This window comes from Halanaerocella petrolearia (assembly GCF_054657875.1).
Genome location: NZ_BAAHXW010000002.1, coordinates 987287 through 1013748, shown reverse-complemented (window position 1 = coordinate 1013748; position 26462 = coordinate 987287). Strand labels below are relative to the sequence as shown.

General features: G+C 31.5%; 23 protein-coding genes and 1 pseudogene. 2 read left to right on the top strand and 22 right to left on the bottom strand.

Annotated elements, in window-relative coordinates; translation table 11 throughout:
• Nucleotides 1-58 precede the first annotated feature (58 nt).
• Entirely contained in the window at nt 59-898 is an 840-nt protein-coding gene (locus ACYQ39_RS12435) for a MurR/RpiR family transcriptional regulator (protein ID WP_459843603.1), read from the top strand.
• 298 nt (nt 899-1196) lie between these two features.
• On the opposite strand, the gene ACYQ39_RS12430 is transcribed toward ACYQ39_RS12435, so the two are convergent.
• The 22 genes and pseudogenes from ACYQ39_RS12430 to cobU all read right to left on the bottom strand — a co-directional run bounded on the left by ACYQ39_RS12430 (nt 1197) and on the right by cobU (nt 25625).
• Nucleotides 1197-1724, bottom strand: a complete 528-nt coding sequence (locus ACYQ39_RS12430) for a GNAT family N-acetyltransferase (RefSeq protein WP_459843601.1) — start codon at nt 1722-1724, stop codon at nt 1197-1199.
• Between the two features lie 36 nt (nt 1725-1760).
• Nucleotides 1761-2327 carry a nitroreductase family protein gene (locus ACYQ39_RS12425; protein WP_459843600.1) on the bottom strand — a complete coding sequence of 189 codons (567 nt, stop codon included), beginning with the start codon at nt 2325-2327 and terminating at the stop codon, nt 1761-1763.
• A gap of 1020 nt (nt 2328-3347) precedes the next feature.
• Complete coding sequence (locus ACYQ39_RS12420) at nt 3348-5015, bottom strand: hypothetical protein (protein ID WP_459843599.1); 1668 nt, start codon at nt 5013-5015, stop codon at nt 3348-3350.
• A 111-nt stretch (nt 5016-5126) separates the two neighbouring features.
• The gene (locus tag ACYQ39_RS12415) at nt 5127-5921 is read right to left on the bottom strand and encodes a hypothetical protein (protein ID WP_459843598.1); all 795 of its coding nucleotides are present in this window, start codon (nt 5919-5921) and stop codon (nt 5127-5129) included.
• A 160-nt stretch (nt 5922-6081) separates the two neighbouring features.
• Nucleotides 6082-6357: a group II intron maturase-specific domain-containing protein gene (locus ACYQ39_RS12410; RefSeq protein ID WP_459843596.1), complete on the bottom strand. Its 276-nt coding sequence runs from the start codon at nt 6355-6357 to the stop codon at nt 6082-6084.
• A gap of 127 nt (nt 6358-6484) precedes the next feature.
• Nucleotides 6485-6814, bottom strand: coding sequence for a reverse transcriptase domain-containing protein (locus tag ACYQ39_RS12405; protein ID WP_459844359.1), 330 nt, complete (start codon nt 6812-6814; stop codon nt 6485-6487).
• Between the two features lie 33 nt (nt 6815-6847).
• Nucleotides 6848-7045: pseudogene (locus ACYQ39_RS12400) on the bottom strand (reverse transcriptase N-terminal domain-containing protein); the annotation flags it as partial.
• 769 nt (nt 7046-7814) lie between these two features.
• Nucleotides 7815-8813, bottom strand: coding sequence for a S66 family peptidase (locus ACYQ39_RS12395; RefSeq protein WP_459843594.1), 999 nt, complete (start codon nt 8811-8813; stop codon nt 7815-7817).
• Between the two features lie 887 nt (nt 8814-9700).
• Nucleotides 9701-10462, bottom strand: a complete 762-nt coding sequence (locus tag ACYQ39_RS12390; protein WP_459843593.1) for a methyltransferase domain-containing protein — start codon at nt 10460-10462, stop codon at nt 9701-9703.
• Between the two features lie 979 nt (nt 10463-11441).
• A complete protein-coding gene (gene cobD / locus ACYQ39_RS12385; RefSeq protein WP_459843590.1) occupies nt 11442-12512 on the bottom strand; it encodes a threonine-phosphate decarboxylase CobD in 1071 nt (356 codons plus the stop codon).
• Nucleotides 12513-12516: 4 nt separating this feature from the next.
• A complete protein-coding gene (locus ACYQ39_RS12380; protein WP_459843587.1) occupies nt 12517-13398 on the bottom strand; it encodes a GHMP family kinase ATP-binding protein in 882 nt (293 codons plus the stop codon).
• Nucleotides 13399-13554: 156 nt separating this feature from the next.
• Nucleotides 13555-14289 (bottom strand): adenosylcobinamide-GDP ribazoletransferase, encoded by a 735-nt coding sequence (gene cobS, locus ACYQ39_RS12375; RefSeq protein WP_459843584.1) that lies wholly within the window; start codon nt 14287-14289, stop codon nt 13555-13557.
• Nucleotides 14289-14882, bottom strand: coding sequence for a cob(I)yrinic acid a,c-diamide adenosyltransferase (locus ACYQ39_RS12370; RefSeq protein WP_459843582.1), 594 nt, complete (start codon nt 14880-14882; stop codon nt 14289-14291). Before ACYQ39_RS12370 ends, cobS begins: the two co-directional genes overlap by 1 nt.
• A 331-nt stretch (nt 14883-15213) precedes the next feature.
• A complete protein-coding gene (locus ACYQ39_RS12365; RefSeq protein WP_459843579.1) occupies nt 15214-16584 on the bottom strand; it encodes a cobyrinic acid a,c-diamide synthase CobB in 1371 nt (456 codons plus the stop codon).
• 150 nt (nt 16585-16734) lie between these two features.
• Nucleotides 16735-17679 carry an adenosylcobinamide-phosphate synthase CbiB gene (cbiB, locus tag ACYQ39_RS12360; protein WP_459843576.1) on the bottom strand — a complete coding sequence of 315 codons (945 nt, stop codon included), beginning with the start codon at nt 17677-17679 and terminating at the stop codon, nt 16735-16737.
• 184 nt (nt 17680-17863) lie between these two features.
• A complete protein-coding gene (locus ACYQ39_RS12355; protein WP_459843574.1) occupies nt 17864-19378 on the bottom strand; it encodes a cobyric acid synthase in 1515 nt (504 codons plus the stop codon).
• A 73-nt stretch (nt 19379-19451) separates the two neighbouring features.
• Nucleotides 19452-20981 (bottom strand): cobyric acid synthase, encoded by a 1530-nt coding sequence (locus ACYQ39_RS12350; RefSeq protein WP_459843571.1) that lies wholly within the window; start codon nt 20979-20981, stop codon nt 19452-19454.
• 13 nt (nt 20982-20994) lie between these two features.
• Nucleotides 20995-21393: an ExbD/TolR family protein gene (locus tag ACYQ39_RS12345; protein WP_459843568.1), complete on the bottom strand. Its 399-nt coding sequence runs from the start codon at nt 21391-21393 to the stop codon at nt 20995-20997.
• Complete coding sequence (locus ACYQ39_RS12340) at nt 21383-22000, bottom strand: MotA/TolQ/ExbB proton channel family protein (protein ID WP_459843565.1); 618 nt, start codon at nt 21998-22000, stop codon at nt 21383-21385. The genes ACYQ39_RS12345 and ACYQ39_RS12340 overlap by 11 nt, the downstream gene beginning before the upstream one ends.
• A 4-nt stretch (nt 22001-22004) precedes the next feature.
• A complete protein-coding gene (locus ACYQ39_RS12335) occupies nt 22005-23081 on the bottom strand; it encodes an energy transducer TonB (protein WP_459843562.1) in 1077 nt (358 codons plus the stop codon).
• A gap of 100 nt (nt 23082-23181) precedes the next feature.
• Complete coding sequence (locus ACYQ39_RS12330; protein ID WP_459843559.1) at nt 23182-24990, bottom strand: TonB-dependent receptor plug domain-containing protein; 1809 nt, start codon at nt 24988-24990, stop codon at nt 23182-23184.
• Between the two features lie 41 nt (nt 24991-25031).
• Nucleotides 25032-25625 carry a bifunctional adenosylcobinamide kinase/adenosylcobinamide-phosphate guanylyltransferase gene (gene cobU, locus ACYQ39_RS12325; protein ID WP_459843557.1) on the bottom strand — a complete coding sequence of 198 codons (594 nt, stop codon included), beginning with the start codon at nt 25623-25625 and terminating at the stop codon, nt 25032-25034.
• A 675-nt stretch (nt 25626-26300) separates the two neighbouring features.
• Here cobU and ACYQ39_RS12320 point away from each other — a divergent pair.
• On the top strand, nt 26301-26432 hold the full coding sequence (locus tag ACYQ39_RS12320) for a hypothetical protein (protein WP_459843554.1): 132 nt from the start codon (nt 26301-26303) through the stop codon (nt 26430-26432).
• The last annotated feature ends 30 nt before the right edge of the window (nt 26433-26462 follow it).

The window sequence follows — 26462 nt, the reverse complement described above, 5'->3', positions numbered from 1 at the left end:
TTTATATACTATAATATTATTATATTTCTAGTAATTTTATTTTTAAGGAGGCATACTAATGAAAATTCATGATATAGAAGTAAATATTGAAGATTTATCTAAAAGTGAAAAAAAGATTGCAAATTTTTTCTGTAAAAATATAAAAAGTATCCCTTCCATGACCTTAAAAGATTTAGCACAAAATATAGAAGTTAGTATAGCCACAATTTCAAGATTCTGTAAGTCTCTTGGTTTTGTAGGCTTTAAAGATTTCAAAAATCATTTAAAGAAGTCATTTGAAATAACACCAGCGGATAAAATGAAATCTATTTTAAAAGAAATTGATGAAGATAAAATTACTCCTAGTATTCTAAACAAATCCATTAATTATCTCAAAAATACTCATGCTCAGTTATCAGAGGAGGAATTCAATCAGGCAGTAAATGCTTTGATAGCAGCGAAGAATATTTACTTATTTGCCCCTGGTCCTTCATCTGGGATTGCAGAATTATTATCCTACCGTTTACAAAGATTTCATCTAAATATCCATAAAATGAAACCAAGTGGAAAGGGGCTTTTAGAAAGCCTTATTAATTTGACTAGTGAAGATGTAATCGTTATTTTTGGATTTTTTAATTTTTCTCCTGAAATTAAAATTATTCTAGATTATGCAAAAAAAATAAATTTTACAACTATTTTAATAACTGATTTAGTGGTATCTAAAATGATTGATCAAAGTGATATTGTTCTTTATGTAGAACGTGGAGAATTATGGAATTTCCATTCAATGGTTGCTCCTATAGCTATAATTGAATCATTAGTCGTTGGCATAGCCATGAGTAATGAAGAAAAATTTCTAGATAAACTTAATAATCTACATAAATTGAGAAAGGAATATTCTGAATATCTGCCTAAATAGAAAAATATAGTTTTTAATCTTTAATAAACCATAACTCTCTCTATACATTTCTCGGATCAAATTACAAATCAATCAGAACTTGAAAGTGCCTTTAATATAAGAAAAATAGTTTTGTTGAAGAGCAAGGTGTACCACTGGAAGATGGCATTGCTCATCTTTTGATGGTAAGAGACCTATCCTAAAGAGGTTTAGAAAATTAATACTCTCAATCCCTAACTAAAATCATAACCTAATATAAAACATCCTAGCCTTAATTTATGTTAATAGCTAGGATGTCTTTAGTCTAATGTCTATTAGATTAACTTTTATTTAAAAATTTATACATTACATAAGCATCTACAAATCCTTTTTTAGGGTGATTAAAAGATTCAGGCAACTTACCTACAATTTTATATCCTAACTTTAACCAAAGATTAACTGCTTTTAAATTAGTTGAGGCAACAAAATTAAATTGCATAGCTCTATAACCTAGCTTAACTGCTGCTTGTTGCGAATGTTTACATAAAATAGTCCCAATTCCTTGTCCTCTTACATCTGGGGCAACCATATAGCCACAATTACAGACATGCCTACCTTGCCCACTATGATTTGGTTTAATATAATAAGTACCTACTACTTCCCCATCTTTTTCTGCCAGGTATGTCTGCTCTGGTTTCTCCATCCAAACATGCAAAGCATCTTCTTTATTCATATCAACAGGATATTCATAGGTCTTCCCCTCTCTTATTACTTCTCTTATAATCGGCCATATCTTGTCAAAACAATTTTTGTCTATCCTTCTAATCTTTATTTTTTCATTATTAGATTGATAATATTTATTTTTCATATATACCACCTTTTTTAATTTTGTTAAATTGAAAATTTATTCTAACCACTCTACAACTTCATTTAGATCCTTACGAGGACGTGGAAAAGGTGATTGATTTGCATATCCAATAGCTACTGCTGCTATAAGCCCCTCTTTTCTATTTAACCATGAACAAATTTCTTTTTTAGAATAAAAAACATCACAAATCCAAAGAGTAGCTAAACCCATGTCTTCTGCTGCTAAAATCATTGTTTGGATAGCTGCTCCAATTGACTGAGTATCCATTAATAATCTATTATGATTTATACTTTCTTTATCTTTAAAAAATGGATTAAAAACTAGAATTACTGCTGATGCCTCCGAAATAGCATTAATACTTAATTCACTACTTCCTATGCTCAAATTTTTCTTTTTAAGAAATTTTACTTTTTCATTCATAATTCTCACTAATTCTCTTTTGCTTTTATCTCTTAATACAATGAATCTCCATGGTTGTCTATTCTTACCTGATGGAGCTTGAATAGCTAATTCTAATAATTCTTGTATCATCTCTTTAGAAATATCTCTATCCTGAAATTTTCTTATACTTCTTCTTTTAGTTATTGCTTTTAATGTATCCATGTGAAATCTCCTAACAATTTATAGTTTTAAATATCTTACTAATAGCTTATAATAATATTAATAATATTCAGTTCACATTATCTATATATAAATATTGGGCTGCTATTATAGATAACGTTCCTGTGATCCGCTACGTCTAGCTCAGCCCGTTTATAACTTGTTCATCCTCAAAAAATTTCATATGTAATCCCTAGCTTTGCCTAACCTACTAGCCTAGATGTGGTAAGTAGATATATACACCTTCTAAACTTAGGACACGCTTTGTTTTCCCAGTTTTCTTACCCTTTCGTCTGTAAGTGTCACAATATTTGTTCCTTATTCAGTTGGTGTATATCCCTCTCAGAACCGAACGTGCCCAATTTAGGCATTCGGCTCCCCAGTGAGCCTCTTCACATGAATACCCATGCTATATAAGTAAGTTTTGTTCTCATCTTTATTCTGGTTCAGAGTCCAGAAGATATGTCCCTCACTTATAGTCTCAAAATCTGTTGCTTTCCTTTCTTCCACTAGAATTACCCAACTTCTTCAGTACTATGAAAGTATCCGACTTTTACCTCTTCAGCTCATCAGACATACTCTCTTTTCAGAAAGACCTCAATAGGAGATCCCTAGGTTTCTATATATTCTTAGTATTTAGCGAGGTAGTGCCTTAGACCACGGAGGATTTAATTATACTTGTCATTTCGCATAATTAATTATTGTCTTCCACTTTAACGACAGTTTCGACTTCCATCATTAGTTACATGATTTTCGAGGCTCAATACAATTCACCGCTGACAAACCAATTCCTACGAGTCTTATCAGCCTCTTCGTGAAACCCATAGAAACCATATCCAGTCGATTCTACCTTGCTAATTCTCTATCTATGCTTAAAATATTACGTTACCGTAACATTTCCAAGACTTGATACAAAGCTGGTGGCTAACCTTTACTTTGATGAGATTTACACTCACTAGAATGTATAGCCTGCTAGGACGCACCGCTAACCCCATGTTAGGTGAAGTTCCCACCCCTCCAAATTTAAACTCCATAATATTCTTTTCTACTCATTAGTTTGTGTTCTCCATTTGCAGAAACAATTATCCAACCTTCTCTCTTTTTAGTTCGTTCTCTTTCTTCTTTTCTTTGTCTTTCAGCTACCTTAGCTTCTCTTTTTCGTTTTGCTTTTTCTTTTTTAGCACGTTTTTCTCTTTCTTCCTTTGACTTCTTCTTTTCTTCTGCTTCCTTCTTAGCTCGCTCTTTTTTTCTATCTTCCTTGGTTATAAAACTCTTAAAAAACTTATGACTTTTTTTAGTATCTGGAGTATTGAATTGTTTAGGTTTAAAATTTGCTATCAATCTTTTCTTAAGTTTTAAGTCTGCTAAGTTTTTGTTATTATCTTGCTTATATTTTGTTTTGACATATCCTCCTAATTCATCAATTACTTCTTCTAATGTTTTTTTGCACCTATTTATAAGTTGATGAATTGCTTTATATTTTTTATCTTCATCTTTTGCTTTTTCCTTCTCTTTTTCCATACTTACTACTAATCTATCCATTAAAGGAAATATTAAAACATCTTGATTCTTTTCTATTTTTATAATGCTATTATATATAGGTTTCTTTTTATCTAATACTAGTCCATATTTCTCATCATATTTTTTTAAGAATTCTTCGGATACATTATCTATTTTTCTACCTTTCTCTTTAACTTCTGCTTTTATCTGTTTTACTGGATCTTGAGCAGCCTTATTTTCTAAATCCTTTATTATCTCCTTAATCCCTTTAACTTTATCATTTACTCGTCTATATTCTCCTACTTCAGATGGTGCTACAATGTTCTTCTCAAAGTAACATGCTATTTTCTCTATACTCTTTATTCCTTGTTTTTGAATACTTTCATCCTTTAATTTATCTAAAATCCACTCTGCTTCTTCTGATTTAACATCTTCATCATATAAGCCAAATAAATCTCCTTCACTATACCTTCGTTTGGCTAATCCTCTCCCACCACTTAAATTCTGCCATGCTTCCAAACATGAGTTATAGCGAAACTCATACCAGACTCGGGTTCTAGCCTTAAGTGCTTGTTCTGGATTACTCTCTTTATTATCAAGATATTCTCGTAATTTTTTCACACAATTATAAGGCTTATTGAAGTCAATTACTTTCCTCTTTCCTTGTTTAGTTTTACCAAAGAACAATCCATAACCAGAATTATACGCCATCGAAAAGATAGTACTCTTTTCTGCTTTAGTTAGCTTAGAATAATAATCTTTATCGGTTTTAGCATTGGCTATCTTCTTGACAGCTTTAAACTTATCCTCTGCTACTAAGTTAAATAAGGTATTAGCATATTCTATACTCGGTAATCTTAAATTTTGGTTTTCAGTTATGAAACTCTCCTTTTGATAATCTCTAGATAATTTTTTATACTCTTGAATTTTATTAAATGGTCGCAAACTATCATAATCAAATTTATCACTACTCCATTGATTTGCTTTATCAAAGATATTCTTTAATTCACTTTCACTATGTACTATTAAATCTAATCCATAACCAATGGCAATATTTCCCGCTGAATCTTTATGAATTTTTAAATTTTCACTATTATTTTTTCCATCTTTTTCATCTCTATATAACCATTCATTTTCAAAGCTTTTAATCAAATTAATACTTTTCTTTAAAACTTCATCTTTATAACTCATTTTAATTCTCCTCTTTCATTGTTATAAATTTTACACCTTTAATTATACCTTTACATTCAGGAATTTGATTGACTTGTACTAATAAAATTTCATCTTGGTTTTTCTCTGATTTTATTGAAAATTTTTTTCAATTCCTATATGTTTAATTTGAGGCATTTTTATTTTTTCTAATTTTCTATTCCATTTAAAATATATTTTTTTATTTATATTTTCTAGTTTATCAAAAGTTACTTTTACTAAATTTTCATTAGCCATTATATATATACCATCACTACTTTTTAATTTTGGCAATTTAAAGTTTTTAATTAATGTATCCCACAAGTCAATATCTTCTACTTCTTCTAAACTTCCTAAATTTAAATTTTTTAGACTATCATTTGAAGATATGAATATGTTTTCATTTATATTTTTGATAGAACTAAAATCTAAAATTTTTAACTTATAATTTTTATTTATAGTTATATTTTTACCGACATATTGTAATTTAGATAAATTTACTTCTTTTAAATTATCATTATATTCAACTTTTATACCCCAATTTACTCTATTTAGTTTAGATAACTTAATATTTGTTAATTTTTTTGTTCTTGCTATATGTATATTTCTTATTTCTAATAGTTCTGGCAATTCTATAACTTCTAATGTTTCTTTATTTTCTACATATAACCCCTTTTCTATATGTTTTAAGGAGGGCATAAAAGCTTTCTTAGAATTATCTAAAACTAAATTCCCTTTAATAGTTTCTATACTTTTAGCCTTTTCATAATTATCATCAGTTAAAATAAAATCACCATTAATGACAGTGCCTTTATCTGCTATATCTTGTTTACTATTAGCATAGATAAAAGCTGATAAAATTAAAAAAGATAATATTATAACTCCTAAAATAAATATTTTTCTTTTCATATGTCTTCCCCTCTCTATCATTATAATATTAATACTTCCTTGGTGGGTAGTCTGGTAGGTAAGGGACTTACGTCCCCTTCCCCCCATCAGAACCGTACGTGAACCTTTCAATTCATACGGCTCAAGCTATCTAAAACCAATCTTTGGATTGGCAACAATATTATTTTAATTTTCTAGCAAGATGATAGTTATCATATTTACTCAAGTAAGGGGTTGCCTCAAATTTAATTAGCCTATGTCTTTTTATCTTTGTATCACTGGCAACTATTAACTTATTATCTTTACTTGCGAATATCCAGTTACGTGTATTATTAGATTTCCAGTATCTATCCTTTATCCATTGTCTCGATCTATTAGGATGTCTTCTATTAGCCCACCTCCATAATGCTTGGAAAATATCTCTATCTAACTTTTGATAACTTATTTTAGAATTCAATATTTTAATTAATGTATTTTGTGCAGTAGTATTGTTTTTCTTTATTTAGGATAAAGTTGTTTATTTTCTATAAATCCTGATTTTAAAAATTCATTCTATATTTTCTTTTCCATTGGTATATTCTTTTTCAACCCTTGTGACTTATATTGTCAAAACAGCCTTTAATATCCCCTTCTAGTACCCATTGGGCTGATACTCTTCTACCCAATAGTTTGAAAAGATATTCTTTAGCATCATCACAGCTTCTATATTTTCTAAAACCAAATGACACATTATCTGCTTTTGTTTCCGCTATTGGATTTAAAGCCAATGCATATAGTGATTGCATTGCTCTATCATACATTGTAGGAATTCCTAAAGGTCTTTTGTCCCCATTTGATTTACCAATATATATTCTTCTTAGTGGTTTAGCTCTATATTCTTCATTAGTTAATTTTAGTGCATTTTCATACTTCATTGCAGAAGTTGACCAAATCTCTCCATCTACTCCTGCTGTTCTTTTTCCTTTATTTGTTGTTACTTTTCTTACTGATAATAACTTAGCGTAATATGAATTAGTTAATAAATATTATAGTTTTCTTGCTAGATTATCTTTTCCTTTTCTTATTGCTCTAGCAATTCGGGATTGAAGTTTATTAACCTTATTTTGAATTTTACTCCAGGGGATTACATCCCAACCAAAATACAATTCCTTTTGGTCTATGGTCGCCCCTCATATTGAGTTATTTGGCTTGCCATATTCATAAAGTTTTAATCCTTTCCTGCCTTAGATAACCTTTTAGAAAGTCAGCTTCCTTTCCGAATAGGGCAAATTTTGAACCCCTATCCATTCTTGTTATTCAATGGCATTCGCTTTTTCCAATCTCCCATACCCATTGGATATTGTATCGTTAAACTTAATGACCTACCTGAATTTTCAGGAATCCATTGGGGTTTCCCCATTCTATATCCTAGCCACTTCATATTGTTTTAGATTCTATCTTTACTCCGAAGATATTAGTCTACTTGTTAAGCAATACGAAAACTTACTTAAACCTTTTGGTTATAGTGTATCAGCCTAGTTTCACTATTTACGTTTGACGGAGCTTTCAATAGTTCACATATGTTAATCGTAACAATATATTTTCCCTAGCAATCACCTGCTTTAAGGCTAACAGTTTATTTCACATTTTCACTATCGCTTAGAACAAAATCGTTACCAATGATGCACCGATAGATAGGGTTACCTCAAATAGAATAGGTAGTCCAAAAGTTTTTCAACCTAGACAGCCTAAGATATAGCTTACCCCTATTACTTCAAAGACTGGTCGTACTTTCATATAACGTCCCTGGGTTTCACGACGTCCCCTTTAATACTCCTAACCTCGATTTAACACCTGTAAATCTAACATAATTCAGTCCCAGCCATCATTCATGCTCATGACTGGGATGTAGCTAATCCGCTGTTAGGTGAAGTGCTATCCCATCGGACTATCTAATATACTAACTTTTTTGTTAGTAACATCTAATTCAATTTTTGAACCAATAGGTAAAGTAAACATTGGATGAGTATGACAACAATCAAATTTAGCTAAAAATGGTATGTCTTTTTGTCTTAAAACTTCTTCTAATATCTCATAAGGTTCTCTGTCAGTTCCTTGGTCATCAAATAACTCATGTTTACCTAAAACAATTCCAGATATTTTATCAAATACACCACTTACTCTAAGTAATAAAAATAATTTTTCCATATGTGATGCTGTTTTCATAGTATCTTCAATGAATAAAATATCCCCTTTTTTTATTTTAGGCATATATTGACTGTTCCAAATACCAGTCATAGCATTTAAATTTCCACCAATTACTCTTCCAACTACTTTACCTTTATTAACCGTTATCCACTCATTTTTATTTTTAACTTTTTCCCTTTCTTTCTCTTCCCAATTTATATGTTCATCTGTCCAGCACTTTGGTTGTTCATAAATATAAGGAAAACTTTGTTCTTCTATTAAAATATCACTAAAATAATTATATGTTTCATGAACAAAAGGAGGAAATTCTCCAAATGAAGGAATTAAAGCTGGCCCATAAAAAGTCTTTATCCCAGTTTTAGCATATATAGCTAATAAAATAGCAGTTACATCTGAATAACCTATCATAATCTTAGGATTTTTCTTAAATGCTTCGTAATCAATATACGGTAATATTGAATTAGAATTTGTTCCCCCAATTACTGACATAATACATTTAATTTCAGGATTTCTAATTAATTCATTCAATTCTTTTGCTCGGTCTTTTATATTACCTGATCTATAAAAATCTCTTTTACCAGTCAATCTACCAGCTAATAAATTAAAACCTTTCTTTTTAAGATATTCTTTAGCTCTTTGAAATCTTTTTGGAGCAGTATTAGTTGCTGGTGAAGAAGGAGAATAAAAACCTATTGTATCTCCCTTTTTTAATTTCTTTAAGTTCATGATAACCTCTCCTTTCAAGCAAAGTAGCATTTCACCTAACGTCCCTGAGATTCGCGACGTCTGCTAATGCACCTGCAATTATTTCTTTCACCCTAAATTTCATAAGTCAGCACTTCTTTCTGCTCCGCAATTCCATTGATGTCTATAAGCCTATGTTATGTGACCGTAGCTAACATCATTTTGCTCTATAATATCTCAAAATCCACTCTACTTTTTTACCTCTGTAACCTTTCAGTTTTTAAAAGCACACAAATTACTCTTTTCTCTCAAATTTCATATAAATTCTCTACTATTTAATAAAAGTTGCTTTTATTATCCTAGCTATAAAAATTTAAAAAAGAGGATTGATTAATTCCCTAATTCCCCCTGCAACTTCTCCTTGTTAGACTTCTATCTATCTCTGAAACCATTCCAAAAGTAGCTAATTTTAAACTTAGCTAAATTCTTCTCTGCTCCTAAATACTTAAACAGTAACTATTACCTAAACAAATTCATACTCTAATATTATGGTTAACTACTTATATTAGTAATCCTTTGCCAACTTCCTAATTTTAATCCTTTTTCAATCCTCGTCAATCTTATTTAATCTATTCCTTATATGAATGATACTTCCATTTGCTTGTAAAAAATAATATTAATTGGGCTTTTAAAACCACTGCAGTTAGTTAGCTATGTCACATAACGTCCCGCAGATTCGCGACGTCCCCACTAATGCTCCTAATCTTATATAAACCCATAAATCTAACGTAAGTCAGCCCAACCCTCTTTATACATCTAAATTGGGATGTCGCTAACGTGATGTTATCTGAAGTGTGGCGGGGTTTTCCCAACATATTCATGATATCTCAAAATCTTCATGAAAATTCATTTTAGGATTCGCTTATACTTTATTTTTTACAAATTACAAGATTTCTATTTATTGAGTAGAAGAAATCATTTTTTTCATCTATTTCTTTTAAATCATTTAACCAGTTATTCAACTTTTCTTCCTCAATTTCATCTCCATTAACTAGCCAATCTTTCATCATATGAGCAATTTGATAAGAATAATAATTTTTCTCAAAGTTTTCATTAATTACTGTATAAACTAGAGGGGTTATTTCTTTAAAATTAGCTTTTTTACATAAACCTAATAGTTTTCTGCCTATTGTACCATTTGGACCACTATCAGTAAATTTATTAATAATTTTTCTTGTTAAATTCAATTGATTAGTTGTGAAAATCTGGCTATCAAAATCTGTATGCTGTACTATTCCTATTCCGTTGGGTTTTAATACTCTTTTTATTTCTTCTATTACCTTTTTAGGATTATCAACCCATTCTATCGTTTCAGCACATATAATTTTATCAAAAGTCCCATCTTCAAATTCTAAATTACATGCATCCATTTTTTGAAATTCAATCTTTTCTTTATGAAATTTTGTTTCCAATTTCTTTCTTGCATCCTTTAATTTATTTTCATCTATATCTATCCCTATCACTTTTTCTATTTGTGAATTGCTATTTATCATAAAAATTTCTGTATCTCCTCTATTACATCCGATATCCAAAACTTTATCTCCCTTTTTTAACTCTAATAATTCTAAATAAAATTTCCATTGCTCAATAATATCCGGATATACTTCAGTATAAAAATTTTCTTGTGCCATCTTTAATCACTCCCCTAATTTATTTAGCCACATTCCAGATAACGTCCCTAGGCTTCAAGACGTCCATTAATGTACCTGCAATTATTTTTCTATACTCTGAATTTCATAAATCAACACTTCTTTCTGCTCCACAATTTCATTGATGTCTATAAGCCTATGTTATGTGACCGTACCTGACATCAGCTTGCTCTACTATTACTTTAAAAACTACTGTATTTTCATTTTCCTCAACAACCCTTTCAGTTTTTAAAAGCACATAGATTACTCTTTTCTCTCACATTTCATATAAACTCTCTACTATTTAGTAAAAGTTACTCTTATTATCCTTACTAAAAAAATTTTAAAAAAAGGATTGATTAATTCCTTAAACCCCTCTGCAACTTCTTCTTGTTATACTTCTGCTCACCTCAATAATTACTCCAAAAGTACCTAATTTCAAACTTAGTTCAATTTATCTCTGCTCCCAATTACTTAGACAGCAGCTGCTATCTAATTTAAATCTATATTCTAATACTATAGTCTGTTAATTATATAAGTTATCCCTTGCTACTACTCTCAAATTTGATATTAACTTCAATCCTCGTCAACCTCAATCAATCTATTCCTAATATGATCAATACTTCCATTTGGTTTATAAAAAAATAATATTAGGCTTTTAAAACCTCTATAATTAGTCAGGTATGTCACATAACTTATTATTAACGACATTCGTAAATATCCTTTCTACCATGATCTTAACGACATTATATCTATTTGAAATAAATTAAACAATACACCATTTCCATTTATTCACCGAAAATACTAATTTTCCTTGTCTGATTAGCATCAAATTTACTTTAAATGAAAATATCTACTTTTCAATTCTTTCCCATCTAAATTCACTTCCTACAATAATTAACATTAGCTAAAATAAAAAAAGAAAAATACCCTTACATAGATAGCAGCAAGGGCATTTAAACTGTTAAAAATAATTGATTTTTTATTTGCACTCTTGTAATTTATTAATTAATCGTAGATTATCTTCTCTACTCTTAACTGCTACCCGAATAAAATCTTCTCCTAGGCCAGAATAAGTATTACAATTACGAATCAAAATACCTTGCCGGGCCAACTTCTCCTCCAACCTACTAGAAGTCAAATTACTCTTTCTTAAATCAATAAAAATATAATTAGCATGTGGATAATAAACTTTAAATGGAGAAAAATCAGTCAATTTCTGATATAAAAATTCTTTCTCTCGAAAGATAGCTTTCTTAGTTTTTGCAATATATTCCTTATCATTAAGTGCTACCCTACCTGCAAACTGAGCAAAATAATTAACATTCCATGGATCTTTACCAGCTTCTAATTGTTTAATCAATTTCTTATTAGCTACTCCATAACCTAATCGTAAACCAGGAATAGCAAAGAATTTAGTCAAAGAACGTAATACAAATAAGTTATCATACTGATTGACTAAGTCAATTACTGTTATATCTTCTTCTAGAAAGTCAACAAAGGCTTCATCTACTACCAGAAAAGTATCTTGACTAGCAGCATAATTAATTATCTCAATGACCTCTTCTCTCGTTAGAAACTTTCCAGTAGGATTATTGGGATTACATAAAAAGAAGATATCGACTTCCTCTAGCTTAGGCAGTAAGTCATCTAGATTGATAGTAAAATCTTCTTCTCTCTCTATCTGAAACTCTTCTACTCTGCCTCCTATACTCTCTACTGCCAGTCTGTACTCTGAAAAAGTAGGGGCCAACACTAGAGCTTCTGTCGACTGTAATACTTTAGCTAATAAATAAATTAACTCTACTGCTCCATTACCAACTAATAAGTTATCTTCTTCTACAGCCTCTTGTTCAGCTATTACTGACTTTAGTTGACTACATTCTGGATCAGGATAATCCTTTATTCCTGCTAAATTGTTCTCAATTATCTTAGTTACCGATTTAGGAGGTCCCAAGAAATTTATATTAGCACTAAAATCAATTATCTCAGTCGGATCTAAATTATACTCTTTAACTGCTGCTCTAATATTTCCTCCATGATCTTGTTGCAAACTATCACCTCATTATCTGATAACCACCATTAATTATCCTAGCATTAGTAATATGTTTCAAACTAGGTACTTGTTCTTTAATTCTATTCAAAATCAAATTTAATTTTTCTTCTGAATCCAATATAACTCCTACTAAAGTACCACTATGTGCTATATTAACTCCTAACATCTCTTCTTCTTGCTTGGCTAACTTAATTAAGCTTTCTAATTGAGCCTTATGTAAAATAGATTGATTGGCTAAACTACTTATAGTAGTCCCCTGTCCAACTAAGTTCATATCTTCTGTTTTGATTCCTCTAGAAATCAATTGATAAGCCTTTCTTACTTTCTTTTCTTTCTCTAACTTTAATTTAGTTAAATTTTCTCTAGCATTGAATTTAATTGTATCTATCTCTCCCCCAAGATCAAAGACTAAAATAGGAAGAGTTTCTATCTGACCTAAGTTTGCTAGATATTGACCTTGTAAATGGTTAAAAGCTACTATTTCTGATAGAAAACAAGCATCCGTCGGTTCAATAGATATAGCTATCTCTGTAACTAATCCAATATTCACTTCTTCTCCTAAAACTATCATTGTAGCAATAATACCAGCTACAATATCTGCCGTACTACTAGCCATCCCCTTCCCTGCTAATAATTCAGAATTCAAACTAACTTGTAGACCAAGATTTTGACTATTAAAATATTCTAATGTTTTTTCAATAGCAAGTACTGTTTTGGCTGCTTCTTTATTAATTTCAATATTAGATAAAGAACTATCTCTTTTAACTGTTACATAACTATATAGATCAATAGGACAACTAATCTGAAGATTAACTCCATCAATCATTCCTTGCATCAGTTCTCCACAAGTTCCAGGCACTTTAACTGTTACTTTTTCTGTCATCTTCTATACTCCCCTAGAGCAATTGATAATTGACAGTTTACAATTCAAATCAAGATCAAATTCAAAATCTCTATAATTATTTATATATCAATACTTTAAAAGAGTTTTAATTGTCAATTCTCAATTGTAAATTTGAGCTAAAGCGTAGCTTTTTCACTATAAAGTAACTACCATCACTAACAATGAAACTACCTCTATTACTTCATTCACAGCCCCATAATTATCTCCTGTCAGACCATCAATTTTAACCATAATTATTCTGGACAGCACTATTGTAGCTAACCAACTAGCTAATAAAATCAAGATTCCATGTATCCTAAATAAGAAAACTCCTACCAATAATGTCCAACTAGTAGCTAGTAAGAAATGTCTCAGTTCTAAATGTTCCTGGTAGACTTTACCTAATCCTTCTTGGCGAGGATAGGGATACAGAAAAGCTACATAAACCATAGCCCAGCGACTAATAGTAAGAGTATATAATAAAATTAGTCCCTTATATCGAGTTGGACTTTCTATTAATAAACTAAATTTCAATAACAATAATAATACCAACCCAATCACTCCAAAAGCACCTACTCTACTATCTCTCATTATGTCTAATATTCTTTCCTTATCTCGTCCACTAAAGATACCATCACAAGTATCCATTAAGCCATCTAGATGTAGTCCACCAGTTAAAACTACCATTCCTATTATCAAGAAAGCATTCCTTACTAATGGAGGAAAATATACTGCCCCCAACTGATTAATTGCCACTAAAATTGCCCCTAACAAGGTTCCAATTACAGGATAGTAGGCCATTGAAGCCCCGATTGCTTGTTCATCATAATTCAACTCATGCTTAACTGGAATTCGAGTAATAAACTGCAGAGCCAATAAAAACTGATTCATTAGTATTCGATTCCTCGTCTACTCTTAATTCCCTGCTCTTGATAAGGATGTTTCTTAGCTTTGATCTCAGATACTAAATCAGCCCTATCTAAAATCTCTTCTGGCATTCCTCGACCAGTTAAGATTAGCTCTGTCTCTTCTCCTTTTAAATCAATTACATCTAATACCTGATCAACTGTCAGTAGATCATATCGTAAAGCATTATTAATCTCATCTAAAATGACAATATCTGCTCTAGATTCTTTTAATACTTTAGTTGTATACTCATAAGCCCAGTCAACAAATTGTTGGTGAGTCTTTTTATCTTCATCTTGACTGACAAAACAGTCTCCACAACCTTGACAATCCATTAGCCCTTCTTTAATTCCTGCTGCATAAGAACAACTTTTCCCAAACTGTTTAATATCAAAGTTAGGTAATCTTTCTATAGAAAATAGTTCCCCTGTATAACTACTTCCCTTTAAATACTGAATCATCTCTACTTGAAATCCATGTCCAACTGCTCTTAATCCTAGTCCTAAAGCAGCAGTAGTCTTACCTTTACCTTTGCCAGTATAGACTTGAACTAAACCTTGACTTAATTTATCTTTCATCATTACTCCTCCTTATCTTGTTATTCAACTTTATTATGTAACTTAATTGATACAAAGTGGCACTTTGTGCCACAGCTATCTGTTGTCTGCTGTGTGCTATGAGCTAAATCAAATTCAAACCATAACACATGTCAACCTCTTAAAATATAGGTATTGTAAGGATTTAGTTTTTGAATTCCTATGAGTCCTACGGACTCTCCGTAAAAATCTGCTGATAGCACATCCTTCAGGTCTAGAAATCAAGACCTTTCGTAATAGAAACCATTTGCAGATAGCTCACAACTGTGTCACTAAAAGTGACACACTATATCAATAATATTTTACTTCTAAGTTACCTATAATTCTGACAGTAATCCAAAAAATTAGTAACCAAACTAGGGTTACTCCCAAAATGAATATGCAGATAACTAGCCAGTAATTTATCTTGGACAATCCCCTCAAATCTTCCTTCTTCACCTCGTCCACCATAGAGTTGATAGGCTTGCTTATTATTATCTGTTAGGTTAATTAACTTAGAATAATGAAACTCATGTCCTTTAATTTTCTCTCCTTGTTTCAATAGAATATTATCTTCAATTGCTTTAGCCTCTACATAACCCATAGCCTGTAAACTATCTGTCATCTTAATTTGGCCTGGAACTACCCCTACCATAGAAAAACTTTTATCTTCACTATCTATAATTTCTTCAGTTAAATACATTAAACCTCCACATTCAGCATAGGTAGGTAGACCATCTCTAATCTGCTGATAAACATCTTGTTTCATACTTTTATTATTAGCCAACTCTTCTAAAAAACTCTCTGGAAAACCACCTCCAATATAAAGACCATCAACCTTAGGCAGTTTATTATCTTCTAATAGACTAAAGTACTTTAAGTCAACTCCTCTACTAGCTAATAAATCAAGATTATCTTGATAATAAAAATTAAAAGCCTGATCATAAGCTACACCTAAAGTTAGACCATAGTCTTTAGAAGAAGTAAAAATTCTCTTCTCTGTAACCTCAACTGTAGATTCTCTTTGAGATAGAGAGATTAATTGCTCTAGGTCAATATACTCTTCTATTAAATCTACTAATTGATCCACAAAATCTTTTAATTCTTTACTTTCAGCAGTTGGCACCAAGCCTAAATGGCGTTCAGGTAACTCTAAATCTTTCTGATAAGGTAAATAACCTAATACTTTGACTCCAACTTCTTCTTCTAATGGTTTCTTTATCATTTTATGGTGCCTTTTACTACCTACATTATTAAGAATTACTCCAGCTATATTTAAATCAGAATCAAAATTTTTGTAACCATAGGCTACAGCAGCAGCACTTCTAGCCATCTTCTTAACATCCATCACCAAAACTACTGGTGTCTGTAAAGTCTTAGCTATATGGGCTGTACTTCCTGCTCCCTCTTTACCTTTTTTGCCATCAAATAAACCCATAACTCCTTCAATAATTGAAATATCACTCTCTTCTACTGCATTCAGAAATAATTCTTTGACTCCTTCTTCTCCTAAGAAGAAACTATCCAAATTACGTGATTGATTACCTGTTACTAAGGTATGAAAACCTGGATCTATATAATCCGGGCCAACTTTATAAGGCTGCACATTATAGCCTTGCCTATCTAGAGCAGCCATTAGTCCAATTGTTAATGTAGTTTTTCCTACTCCACTTTCTGTTCCAGCAATTACTATACGAGAATTCATATTATTACCTCCCATTTTAGTTGTCTGCTATGTGTCATGTGCTGTCTGCTAAGTCAAAATCATCAAGTTTAAAACCAAAACCTTTATCTAAGATTTATGCTTTTGACTTTGAATTTGCTCACAGCTCAAAGCACACGACTCACAACACAATTAAACTATCATTAGTACAAAATAGTAACATACGATAAAAGCTCCAACATCCCAGTACATTAGTCGTATCGTCTCTCTAATCTGCTGGGGATGAAATTCAACCTTCGCATCACCTAAATAAGCCCGAAAACTCTCTCTGCCTTGATAATAATTAACTCCACCTAAGCGTATACCCAAAGCCCCAGCAACTGCTGCCTCAGGAAAGCCAGCATTAGGACTAGGATGCTTACTAGCATCTCTCATCATAATCTTTATAGCACCTTTCCAGTTAGCACCTGTAAATAAAGAAGTAATTACAAATAATAATCCTGTTATTCGAGCTGGAATCCAGTTAGCTAAATCATCAATTCTAGCTGCAGCCCAACCAAAGTATTGATACTCTTTATTTTTATATCCTAACATAGAATCAAGAGTATTGACTGCTTTATAAGTCATTGCTAACGGGGCTCCACCAATGATTCCATAAAAGAGAGGAGCAATTATTCCATCACTAGTATTTTCAGCTACTGTCTCTATAATTCCTCTAGTAACTTCTTCTCTAGTTAACTTATCTGTATCTCGCCCTACAATCCAATCTAGTCTTCTTCTGGCTGATTCTAAATTACCTTCTATTAATGGTTGATAGATTGAGTTTCCAGCCTGGGCCAACCCCTTGATTGCCATTGTAGTAGCCAAGATCCAGACCTGACTTACCAATCCTAAATAATAATTAATATAATAAGCCAGATCAATTAACTTGTGAGTAATTAAATAAGTACTTATAATTATAACTACAGATAATAGAATTCCAGCTATTTTTTCTAATTCTTTATTAAATAACTTCCTTAAAATTCCCTCTAACCATTCAATTCCTTTACCAATGACTACTACTGGATGAGGATACCACCTAGGATCACCAATTATTAAATCAACTACTATTGCTAGCAGTAATAGATATCTATCCATTCTATTTTTCACCTCTTATAAAGTTCAATTCACAATGGACAATTGATAATTGACAATTAAAATCAAACCAATTATAATTTTGAGATTACCGTTACTATTAAAATTATTTTTTACCTTTTATGAACAGTTCTATTGTTTAAATAGCTTTTGAATTTGAATTAGCTCACAACTCATAACCCATAACTCATGACTCACAGCTCATAATCTGATACAACAATTCCAGATCCAGACTATCTCTAACTACATCTGCCAGTTGGTTATAAGCTCTTTCTCTCTCCTGCTTGACTGAAAGAGTATTCTTAGCTACTGGAGATAACCCTTTTTGGGCTCTTAACTGATTGATAAAGTTTCTTCTAAATCGATCATTATCAAATAGACCATGGATGTATGTCCCCCAGGCTAGACATGATTGACTATAGGCACCATCTAAAATCTCAACTTCTCTTCCTAAACGTTTGTTAATCTCAAATAGTGGCTTGGCAGTTGGCCCTAGTTCAGTCTCTCCAACATGTATTTCATAACCTGTTAAAATTTCTTGCTGAAATTCAAATAGATTATTCTCTTTAACTCTAGCTGCTACTTGATTAGTAACCTTATCTGTTAGTAAAGTAGTCTCTATATCTAATAGACCTAACCCTTCAATCTCTCCTTGATCTGTTTCTATTCCAGATGGATCATGAATAATATTACCTAACATCTGATAACCACCACAAATTCCTACAACAGGTACTTCAGTTTCTACTTGTTCAATAATCTTTTCAGCACAACCAGTCTGATATAAGTATTCTAAATCTTCAATTGTATTCTTACTTCCTGGTAAGATAATTAAATCTGGACTTCCTAATACTTCTTTAGGATCTACATACCTTACTCTAGTCTCTACCTCCTGTGCTAAAGCATCAAAATCAGTAAAGTTTGAAATATGAGGCAACTTAATCACAACAATATCTAACTGATAATCTTGACTTCCTTGCTTATAGCTTGGTAGAGAATCCTCTTCTGGGACTTTACAATCAGTTATATAAGGTACCACCCCTAAAATAGGAATGTCTGTCTCCTCTTCAATATAATCTATCCCTGGTTGTAACCGCTCTATATCCCCACGAAACTTATTAATAATAATCCCTTTAATTCGATCTCTTTCTTCTTTATTAAGTAGTTCTAAAGTTCCAATAATACTAGCAAAGACGCCGCCTCGATCAATATCAGCTACTAGAATAACAGGTGCTTGGGCCAACTTAGCTATTCTCATATTGACTAAGTCATAGTCTCGTAGATTTACTTCAGCTGGACTACCTGCCCCCTCTAAAACAACTGCTTGATACTCATTCTCTAATCTAGCTAAAGACTCTTTAACTGCTTGTAAACCAACTTGTTGCTTACTAAAATACTCTTTGGCAGTCATATTTCTTTTAACCTGACCATGAATAATTACTTGTGAAGTAGTATCTTCTTTAGGCTTTAGTAAGATTGGATTCATATCTATTGTTGCCTCTACTTTAGCAGCTTCAGCTTGGACAGCTTGAGCCCGACCAATTTCTCCACCTCTGTTAGTCACATATGAATTCAGAGCCATATTTTGTGATTTAAAAGGAGCTACATCATATCCAGCTTGAGTTAAAATCCTACTTACAGCAGCTGTCAAGATACTTTTTCCTACATCTGAAGCAGTCCCCTGAAACATTATCTTCTTTCCCACTTTCTCACCATCCTATAGAACAAATTTCAGTTTAAGCTTAAGATTTGACTTAAACTCAGCCTCAGTCTCAAACTTAACTCATTACTCCATCTGCTAATATTTCATAAAATAACTCTAGATCAAGATTTTCTCGTACTACTTCAGCTAAACGATCATAATTCTTCTCTAGCTCTTGTCTGCTAGAAGAATAATCCTCATCTAATTTAGCTAATCCTTTTTTCCTTCGTAAACTGTTGATAAATTCTCTTCTAAACTGATCATTATCAAAAATACCATGTAAATATGTACCCCAGACTGTTCCTTCTTTATTACAGGCTCCATCATCTAGCTCTACCTCTTGATCAGACCGATAATTGATCTTAAAAATAGATTCTGCTTGTTCTCCTAGGCTAGTTTGGCCCATATGAATCTCATAACCTGTTACTTGTTGGCCCGCTAGATTAAAAAAGAAACTTTGCTTACTTTCTATCTCAGCTCTAACTTGATAAGTTGACTTATCTGGACTAAACTCTGTTTCTATATCTAATAACCCTAGTCCTTTACTAACTCTTTTATGCCCTTCAGTCAATTCAGAATCCAACAACTTATTACCTAACATCTGATACCCACCACAGATACCAATAATTGATCCGCCATTCTCTGCTAATCTAATTACTTCTTTAGCCAGACCTGTTTCCTGTAAATATTCCAAATCAGCAGTTGTATTCTTAGTTCCAGGAATAATTACTGCATCATAATTAGATAATTGATTATCTGCAGCTAAATAATTGACTTCTACTTTTGGTTCTAAAGCCAACACATCAAAATCAGTAAAATTAGAGATATGAGGTAACTTAATAACTCCTATTTTAATTTCAGTTTCTTGTTTAGTAAAATCAGCTAAAGAAACAGCATCCTCATCAGGTAATCTAAAATCTTTTAAGTAAGGTATGACTCCTACTACTGGTTTTCCTGTCTTCTCCTCTAATATCTCAATACCTGGTTTTAATAAATCAAAGTCACCTCTAAACTTATTTAATATAATTCCTTGCACTAGCTCTCTTTCGGCTGGTTCTAACAATTTCAAAGTACCTACTACTGAAGCCAATGCACCTCCACGGTCAATATCTGCTACCAATAATACAGGAGTCTGATTTAATTTAGCTACCTTCATATTAGCTAAATCTTGATCTTTAATATTTATTTCTGCTGGACTACCTGCCCCTTCTAACACAACCACTTCATATTCTCGGGCCAACTCCTGCAGTGAATCATCTATCACCTCTAAAGCCCAATTAATATACTCTCGACTCTTTCTCTCTAGCCCAAAATCACCATAAGGCTTACCTTTAACTATTACTTGGGATTGGCCTTTTCCTTTTGGCTTAACTAATAATGGCTGCATCTTAACTGTAGCATTTATTCCTGTTGCATCAGCTTGAACAGCTTGGGCTCGACCAATCTCTCCTCCACTGGGTGTAACATAGGAGTTTAAAGCCATATTCCAAGCTTTAAAAGGAGCTACTTGATATCCATCTTGAGCCAACATTCGACATAGGCCAGTAACTAGAATGCTCTTACCTACATTAGAAGCTGTTCCCTGAACCATTATTCCTTTAGTCATCTTTATCTCCTTACTATTCTTTATATAAAGCAAAACTCAAGTTATTAATTTGTAATTCCTTAGCAATATCCATTAACTTTACTACCTGTTCAAATGATACTTTTTTATCAGCAAAAATAGTAATCTGATTCTGTGAATTCTTCTTTAACTCTTCAGTTAAATGCCTTTTTATATCTGTCCAAGCAACTCTCTTATCTTTAACATATACTTGTCCTTTTTGAGTCAGAGAAATACTTAACTTAGTCTTTTCTTTCTGCTGTACAGTTTCTGTACTAGGAAGTTGAATCTCTTTTTTAACTTCTCTAATATTCAAAGTAGAAGTTACTATAAAAAAGATTAATAATAAAAAGACCACATCAATCATTGGAGCTAAATTTATAGCTGGATCTGGCTTATCAATCTTATAACCCATCTTCAGCACCTACTTCACTAATATAATTAATCAATTCCACTTCTCGTTTTTCAGTATGCGTTACCATCTGTTGTAATTTATTAATAAAATAATGATAGGCCGCTAAAGTAGGAATCGAAATAGCTAAACCAGCAGCAGTAGTAATTAAGGCTTCAGAGATACCTCCTGCTAACTGCTGAGGTGCTCCATTTAAAGACAAGATATGAAAGGTTTTAATCATTCCTGTTACTGTTCCTAATAATCCTAAAGAAGGTGTTATCTTACCTAAAAAGTTTAAAACACCTAAATATTTCTCTAACTTAGGAAATTCAGCCAACTTAACCTCCTCCATTCTTTTCTTTACTCTTTTAGTCTCTTTATCATAATTATTAATTCCTTCTTTTAGGATCTTAGCAGTTGGCCCTTCTTCTTGTTCACATAATTGAACTGCTTGACTAATCTTTCCTTCTTTGATCTGTTCTTTAATCTGTTCCATTAGACTATCAGACAATGTTGTAGAAATCCTAAAGAACTGATAGCTTCTTTCAATAATAACTGTTAATGAGACTAAAGATGATACTAATAAGGGATAAATTATGGCTCCACCTTGAGCTAATAAATATTTCATCTAATCAACTCCTTAATCTAAATCTAATAGGAACTAATATCCAAGCTCCTAATTTCTCATCTTTTTCCTGGGCTGGATTAAACGACCACTCTTTGACTGCTTGCTGAGCTGCTATGTCAAACTTTTTATAACCAGATGATTTAGCTGTCTTTATTTTTATAACTCGGCCTTGATAATTTATTAATACCTTTAAAATTACTCTTCCTTCAACCTCTCTATCTCTTAATCTAACTGGATAAGATGGCGATTGATAATCAACTACTGATGGTGGCGTAATCCCTTCTTCTCTTCCAGTAGTTAAATCTACTCTTTTTCTAGTAGTCTCTTTTTTAGTCAGCTTTTCTTGTTGCTTAGTAGTTGCTTCTTTCTTAATCTCTTCTAGCTGATCCTCTTTTTCCTCAGTTGATTGTTTACTAGTCTCCTTTTTCTGTTTGAATTCTTCTCTATCTTTAACTTTCTTCTCCTCTATTTCAGCCTCTTTTTTGTTAGCTAAATTTTGATTAGATTTATATTGATTATCTTTATTTTTTTGATTCTCAGTAGCCACTTCTTCTTGCTTAATTTCTTCTAGTTGATCTTCTTTTTCTTTAGTTAATTGTTTATTAGGCTGCTTTTTCTGCTTAAATTCTTTCTCTTTATCTTTAATTTTCTTCTGCTTTGTTTCAGTCTCTTTTCTTCTAGTCACATTTTGATTAGATTTATCCTGTCCTTTTCTAACTTTATCTTCTATTGTTTGGGCAAGCTTTTGCTGAGTTTTTGTCTCCTCCAATTTCTTCTTTTTAGATTCAACCTGCAATTGATTACCCTTATTATTCCTTGCTATTTTACTAGTTTCTTTCTTCTGCTGCTGGTTTGACTTTTCTCTGTCTTCTCTATCAACTTGTTTTGGATTATTCTTTGCTTCTAGTAAATTACTTGCTTGAGCAGTTTCAGATAAATGAAAATTTACTCGTTCTACAGTCTGATCTTTCTTCTCAGTTAAGATTTTAGTTTCTATAGACTCTGGAATAAAATTAAATAAAGCTACATGAACTCCTATAGCTATAACAAAAGCAATTCCTAAAGGTGAAATTCTTTTCATTATTCACCACCTCATCAACTATCAAACTGGTATATTAATGACGAATAACAAGTATTAAACTTCTACTTGCTACCCGTCACTTATTACTATAAGTCTTTAATTAAAACTTCTTAGTCACCTCTAACATATAGTTTCTTTCTGGCATTGGGTATCCAGCTTTAACTTGATATTCTCGATTTAATAAATTATTCACTTCTAGTTCTACTTTCAATTCTTGATTATTAATAGTAATGTTTTTGCTAGCTTTAGCATCCATTACAAAATAAGCTGGCAGATTATCTGGACGACCATCTATTAATCTCCCATTTAATATAGTACTAATTTCTTGATTATCATAAACAATATCAAAATTAGCTGTATGATAAGGTTTATTATCTAATCTTTCCTTACTTATAGTATTTCTAGCATCCAAATAAGTGTAATTTAAACTAGTAGATATGCTTTTAATCAATTGTCTAGTAAAATTCAATTCAATTCCTTTAATTTTAGCTGAATTAATATTATATGGTCTATATTTTCCATCTTTTCCAGGAGACCAGTCAATTAAATCTTCTACATCTCTTTTAAAATAATTAAAACTAAATTCATTCTTATTATCTAAGTATCTACTTCCCATTTCATAAGCTACAGCTGTTTCTGATTCTAAATCAGGATTTCCCTCTGTATAAGTAGTTGCTGGCCAATATAGGTCATTAAAAGTTGGAGTTTTATATGCTTTACCTATAGAAGTATGTAAATTTAATTTATTATTAATACTATATACTACTCCTGCTCGTGGAGAAACTTCAGCCCCAAAGACTTCATGGTCATCATATCTACTACCTAGTGTAACCTTTAATGGCTTAGTTACTTGCCACTCATCCTGAATAAATAAAGCTTTATTCAGATTTTCATGTTCACCATTTTCATTACTGTCAATTTTATTCTGTTTTAACTCTGTACCATAGATTAAAGTATGATCTTTTAAATAAAAAGTTTGATTAAAATTCAATCCTGTTTTTGCAGTATCATGTTTACTTGGCCCATCATATCCAAATTCATCTGGATCATCATATCTTTGCTGATGTTTATTATGATAAGCAGTTAATTTCAAATCAGATTTTTCTGTCTTTCTCTTCCATTTCAAATTAATATTACTATCTTCATCTATCTGCTGAGCATTGGGGGTAGGAGAAGTAACTTTACCTGGTACTCCTTTCTCAGAATCATTATATCTAACTGATAAAATTAAGTCAGAATAATCATTCAACTTATAATCTAATCTAGTAAAAATATATTCCTGATCCAATTCACTATTGTCACGATATCCATCTGCTTTATTTTTAGACATAATTAGATTATAATCTAATTTATCTCTACTACCACTATAGTTTAAATTATATTTTTGCGTACTAAAAGAGCCATAACCTAACTTTACACTTGTTTCAGTCTCCTTACTACCACTATCAGTAATAATATTGACTACTCCACCTAATGCATTTGCTCCATAGATAGCAGAAGAAGGACCTCTCATAACTTCAATTCTTTCTATCTGCTCAGTATTGAACTGCCCTAAATCAACTCCACCATTCTGACTACTATTCATTGGTTGACCATCAATTAAAATTAAGACCTGACTACTTTTAGAACCACGAATACTGATTGACTTCTGACCAACTAATCCTCCATGATCATTAATTTGAACACCTATGATATCTCTTAATAAATCAGCTACATTATGAGCATTCTTCTGCTTAATATCCTCTTCATCAATTACTTCAACACTTGCTGCCGTTTCTGATGATTTTTCTGAATACTTAGATGCAGTCACTACAATTTCTTCTAAAGTGAAACTAGTTTCTAATTCTTTAGCTATTACTATTGGATTCAATACTGACACAATTGCTAAAATTAACAATAACTTTTTCATTATAATCACCTTTTTTAATTATTATATTGACTTAGACTCAATTATTTAAATAATTTTTCTTTAGTTTTTAGCGATAACTCTTTAATATTAATTGGCAAACCAGCATAAGTTACATAAACTTCATCAGCTTTGTCAGCTACTAATTGGTTGGCCCTTCCAACAATATCTCGATAGACTCTCCCTAACTTGTAAGGAGGTACTAAACCTTGGCCTACTTCATTAGAGACTATCACTAAGGTTAAATCTCTTTCTTTTACTTGGCCAATTATATTATCTACTTCTAATAAGATATCTTCTTCTCTAGCTTGACCATTAAAGTCATAGTCCTCTGTTGCTAATTCTTCTTCCTGTAATAACAGATTAGAAATTAAAACTGTTAAACAATCTAATAAAACTACTGATCCTGTATCTATACCTTGCATAACTTGACTAACTTCTTTATTTTCTTCAATAGTAGCCCACTCTTGCGGACGAGTTTCTTGATGCTGTTTTATCCGTTCTTCCATTTCCTGATCCCTAGCTTGAGAAGTAGCAATATATGTCACCTCTAAACCTCCCAAATCAGTAACAATCTCTTCTGCAAAACTACTCTTACCACTTCTAGCTCCCCCCAATACTAGAATTAACTTACCCATTTCTATCCCTCCTTTCTTTTTCTTCTTATAGAATTTTGATATAAAGCGTTACTTTTTATCAAAAAGTTTCAGTAAAAAAATTAATTCAAAAGCTATTTCGGAACGGCTTATCAGCCTTCTTCCGAGTACCTTTTGTCAAAATACAAAAGGTACAAAAAGATTTTTTAGAAAAACAAGATATGCTTTGTACAGTTGAAAAACACTAGATTATATCTAATACTTTTAGTTCATATATTAACTAGCATTTTTATTCAAAGGTCGCCTTGTTTTTCTTACTTAATTAATCTCTGTTATTTGAATTGATTTAAGAATTTATGAGAATTTTTTGTTTGAACGAAACGAGACTTATAAATTATTCTTTTAGGATAAATAAAACTAATTTTGTTACTTCAAATTTTAATTTAAATACTTAGTGAGCTAAGTGAGTTTAAAATTCTCCAAGATTTTTTGGATACTTTTGCGCCCAGAATGAAATGAGGAATTACCCTTGGGGTGTATCATGACAAAAGTATCACGAAAAAAGGCTTTTTTTAGCCTTTTCGTAAAATGTTTTAGATTTAAAATTTTGACTTCAACTTTTTAAAAGTGAAGCTTTATATCAATATAGTTACATTCAAATAGCATAATTTCTACTTAAATCACCAATCATAATAATAAAAAGTGGAGGTGGTCACCTTGACCGTTGAAGAATATGATTTTGCTGACTTAACTGCTGAACAAGTAAAAATGATTAAAGAGGCTGAAGCTAGAATAAATAAAAATAGACAGAATGATGAAGTTCTACTCTGGGCCCTTAAAGAAGAATAAAAAATAATATCTGGGGTTAGGTCTTTGACC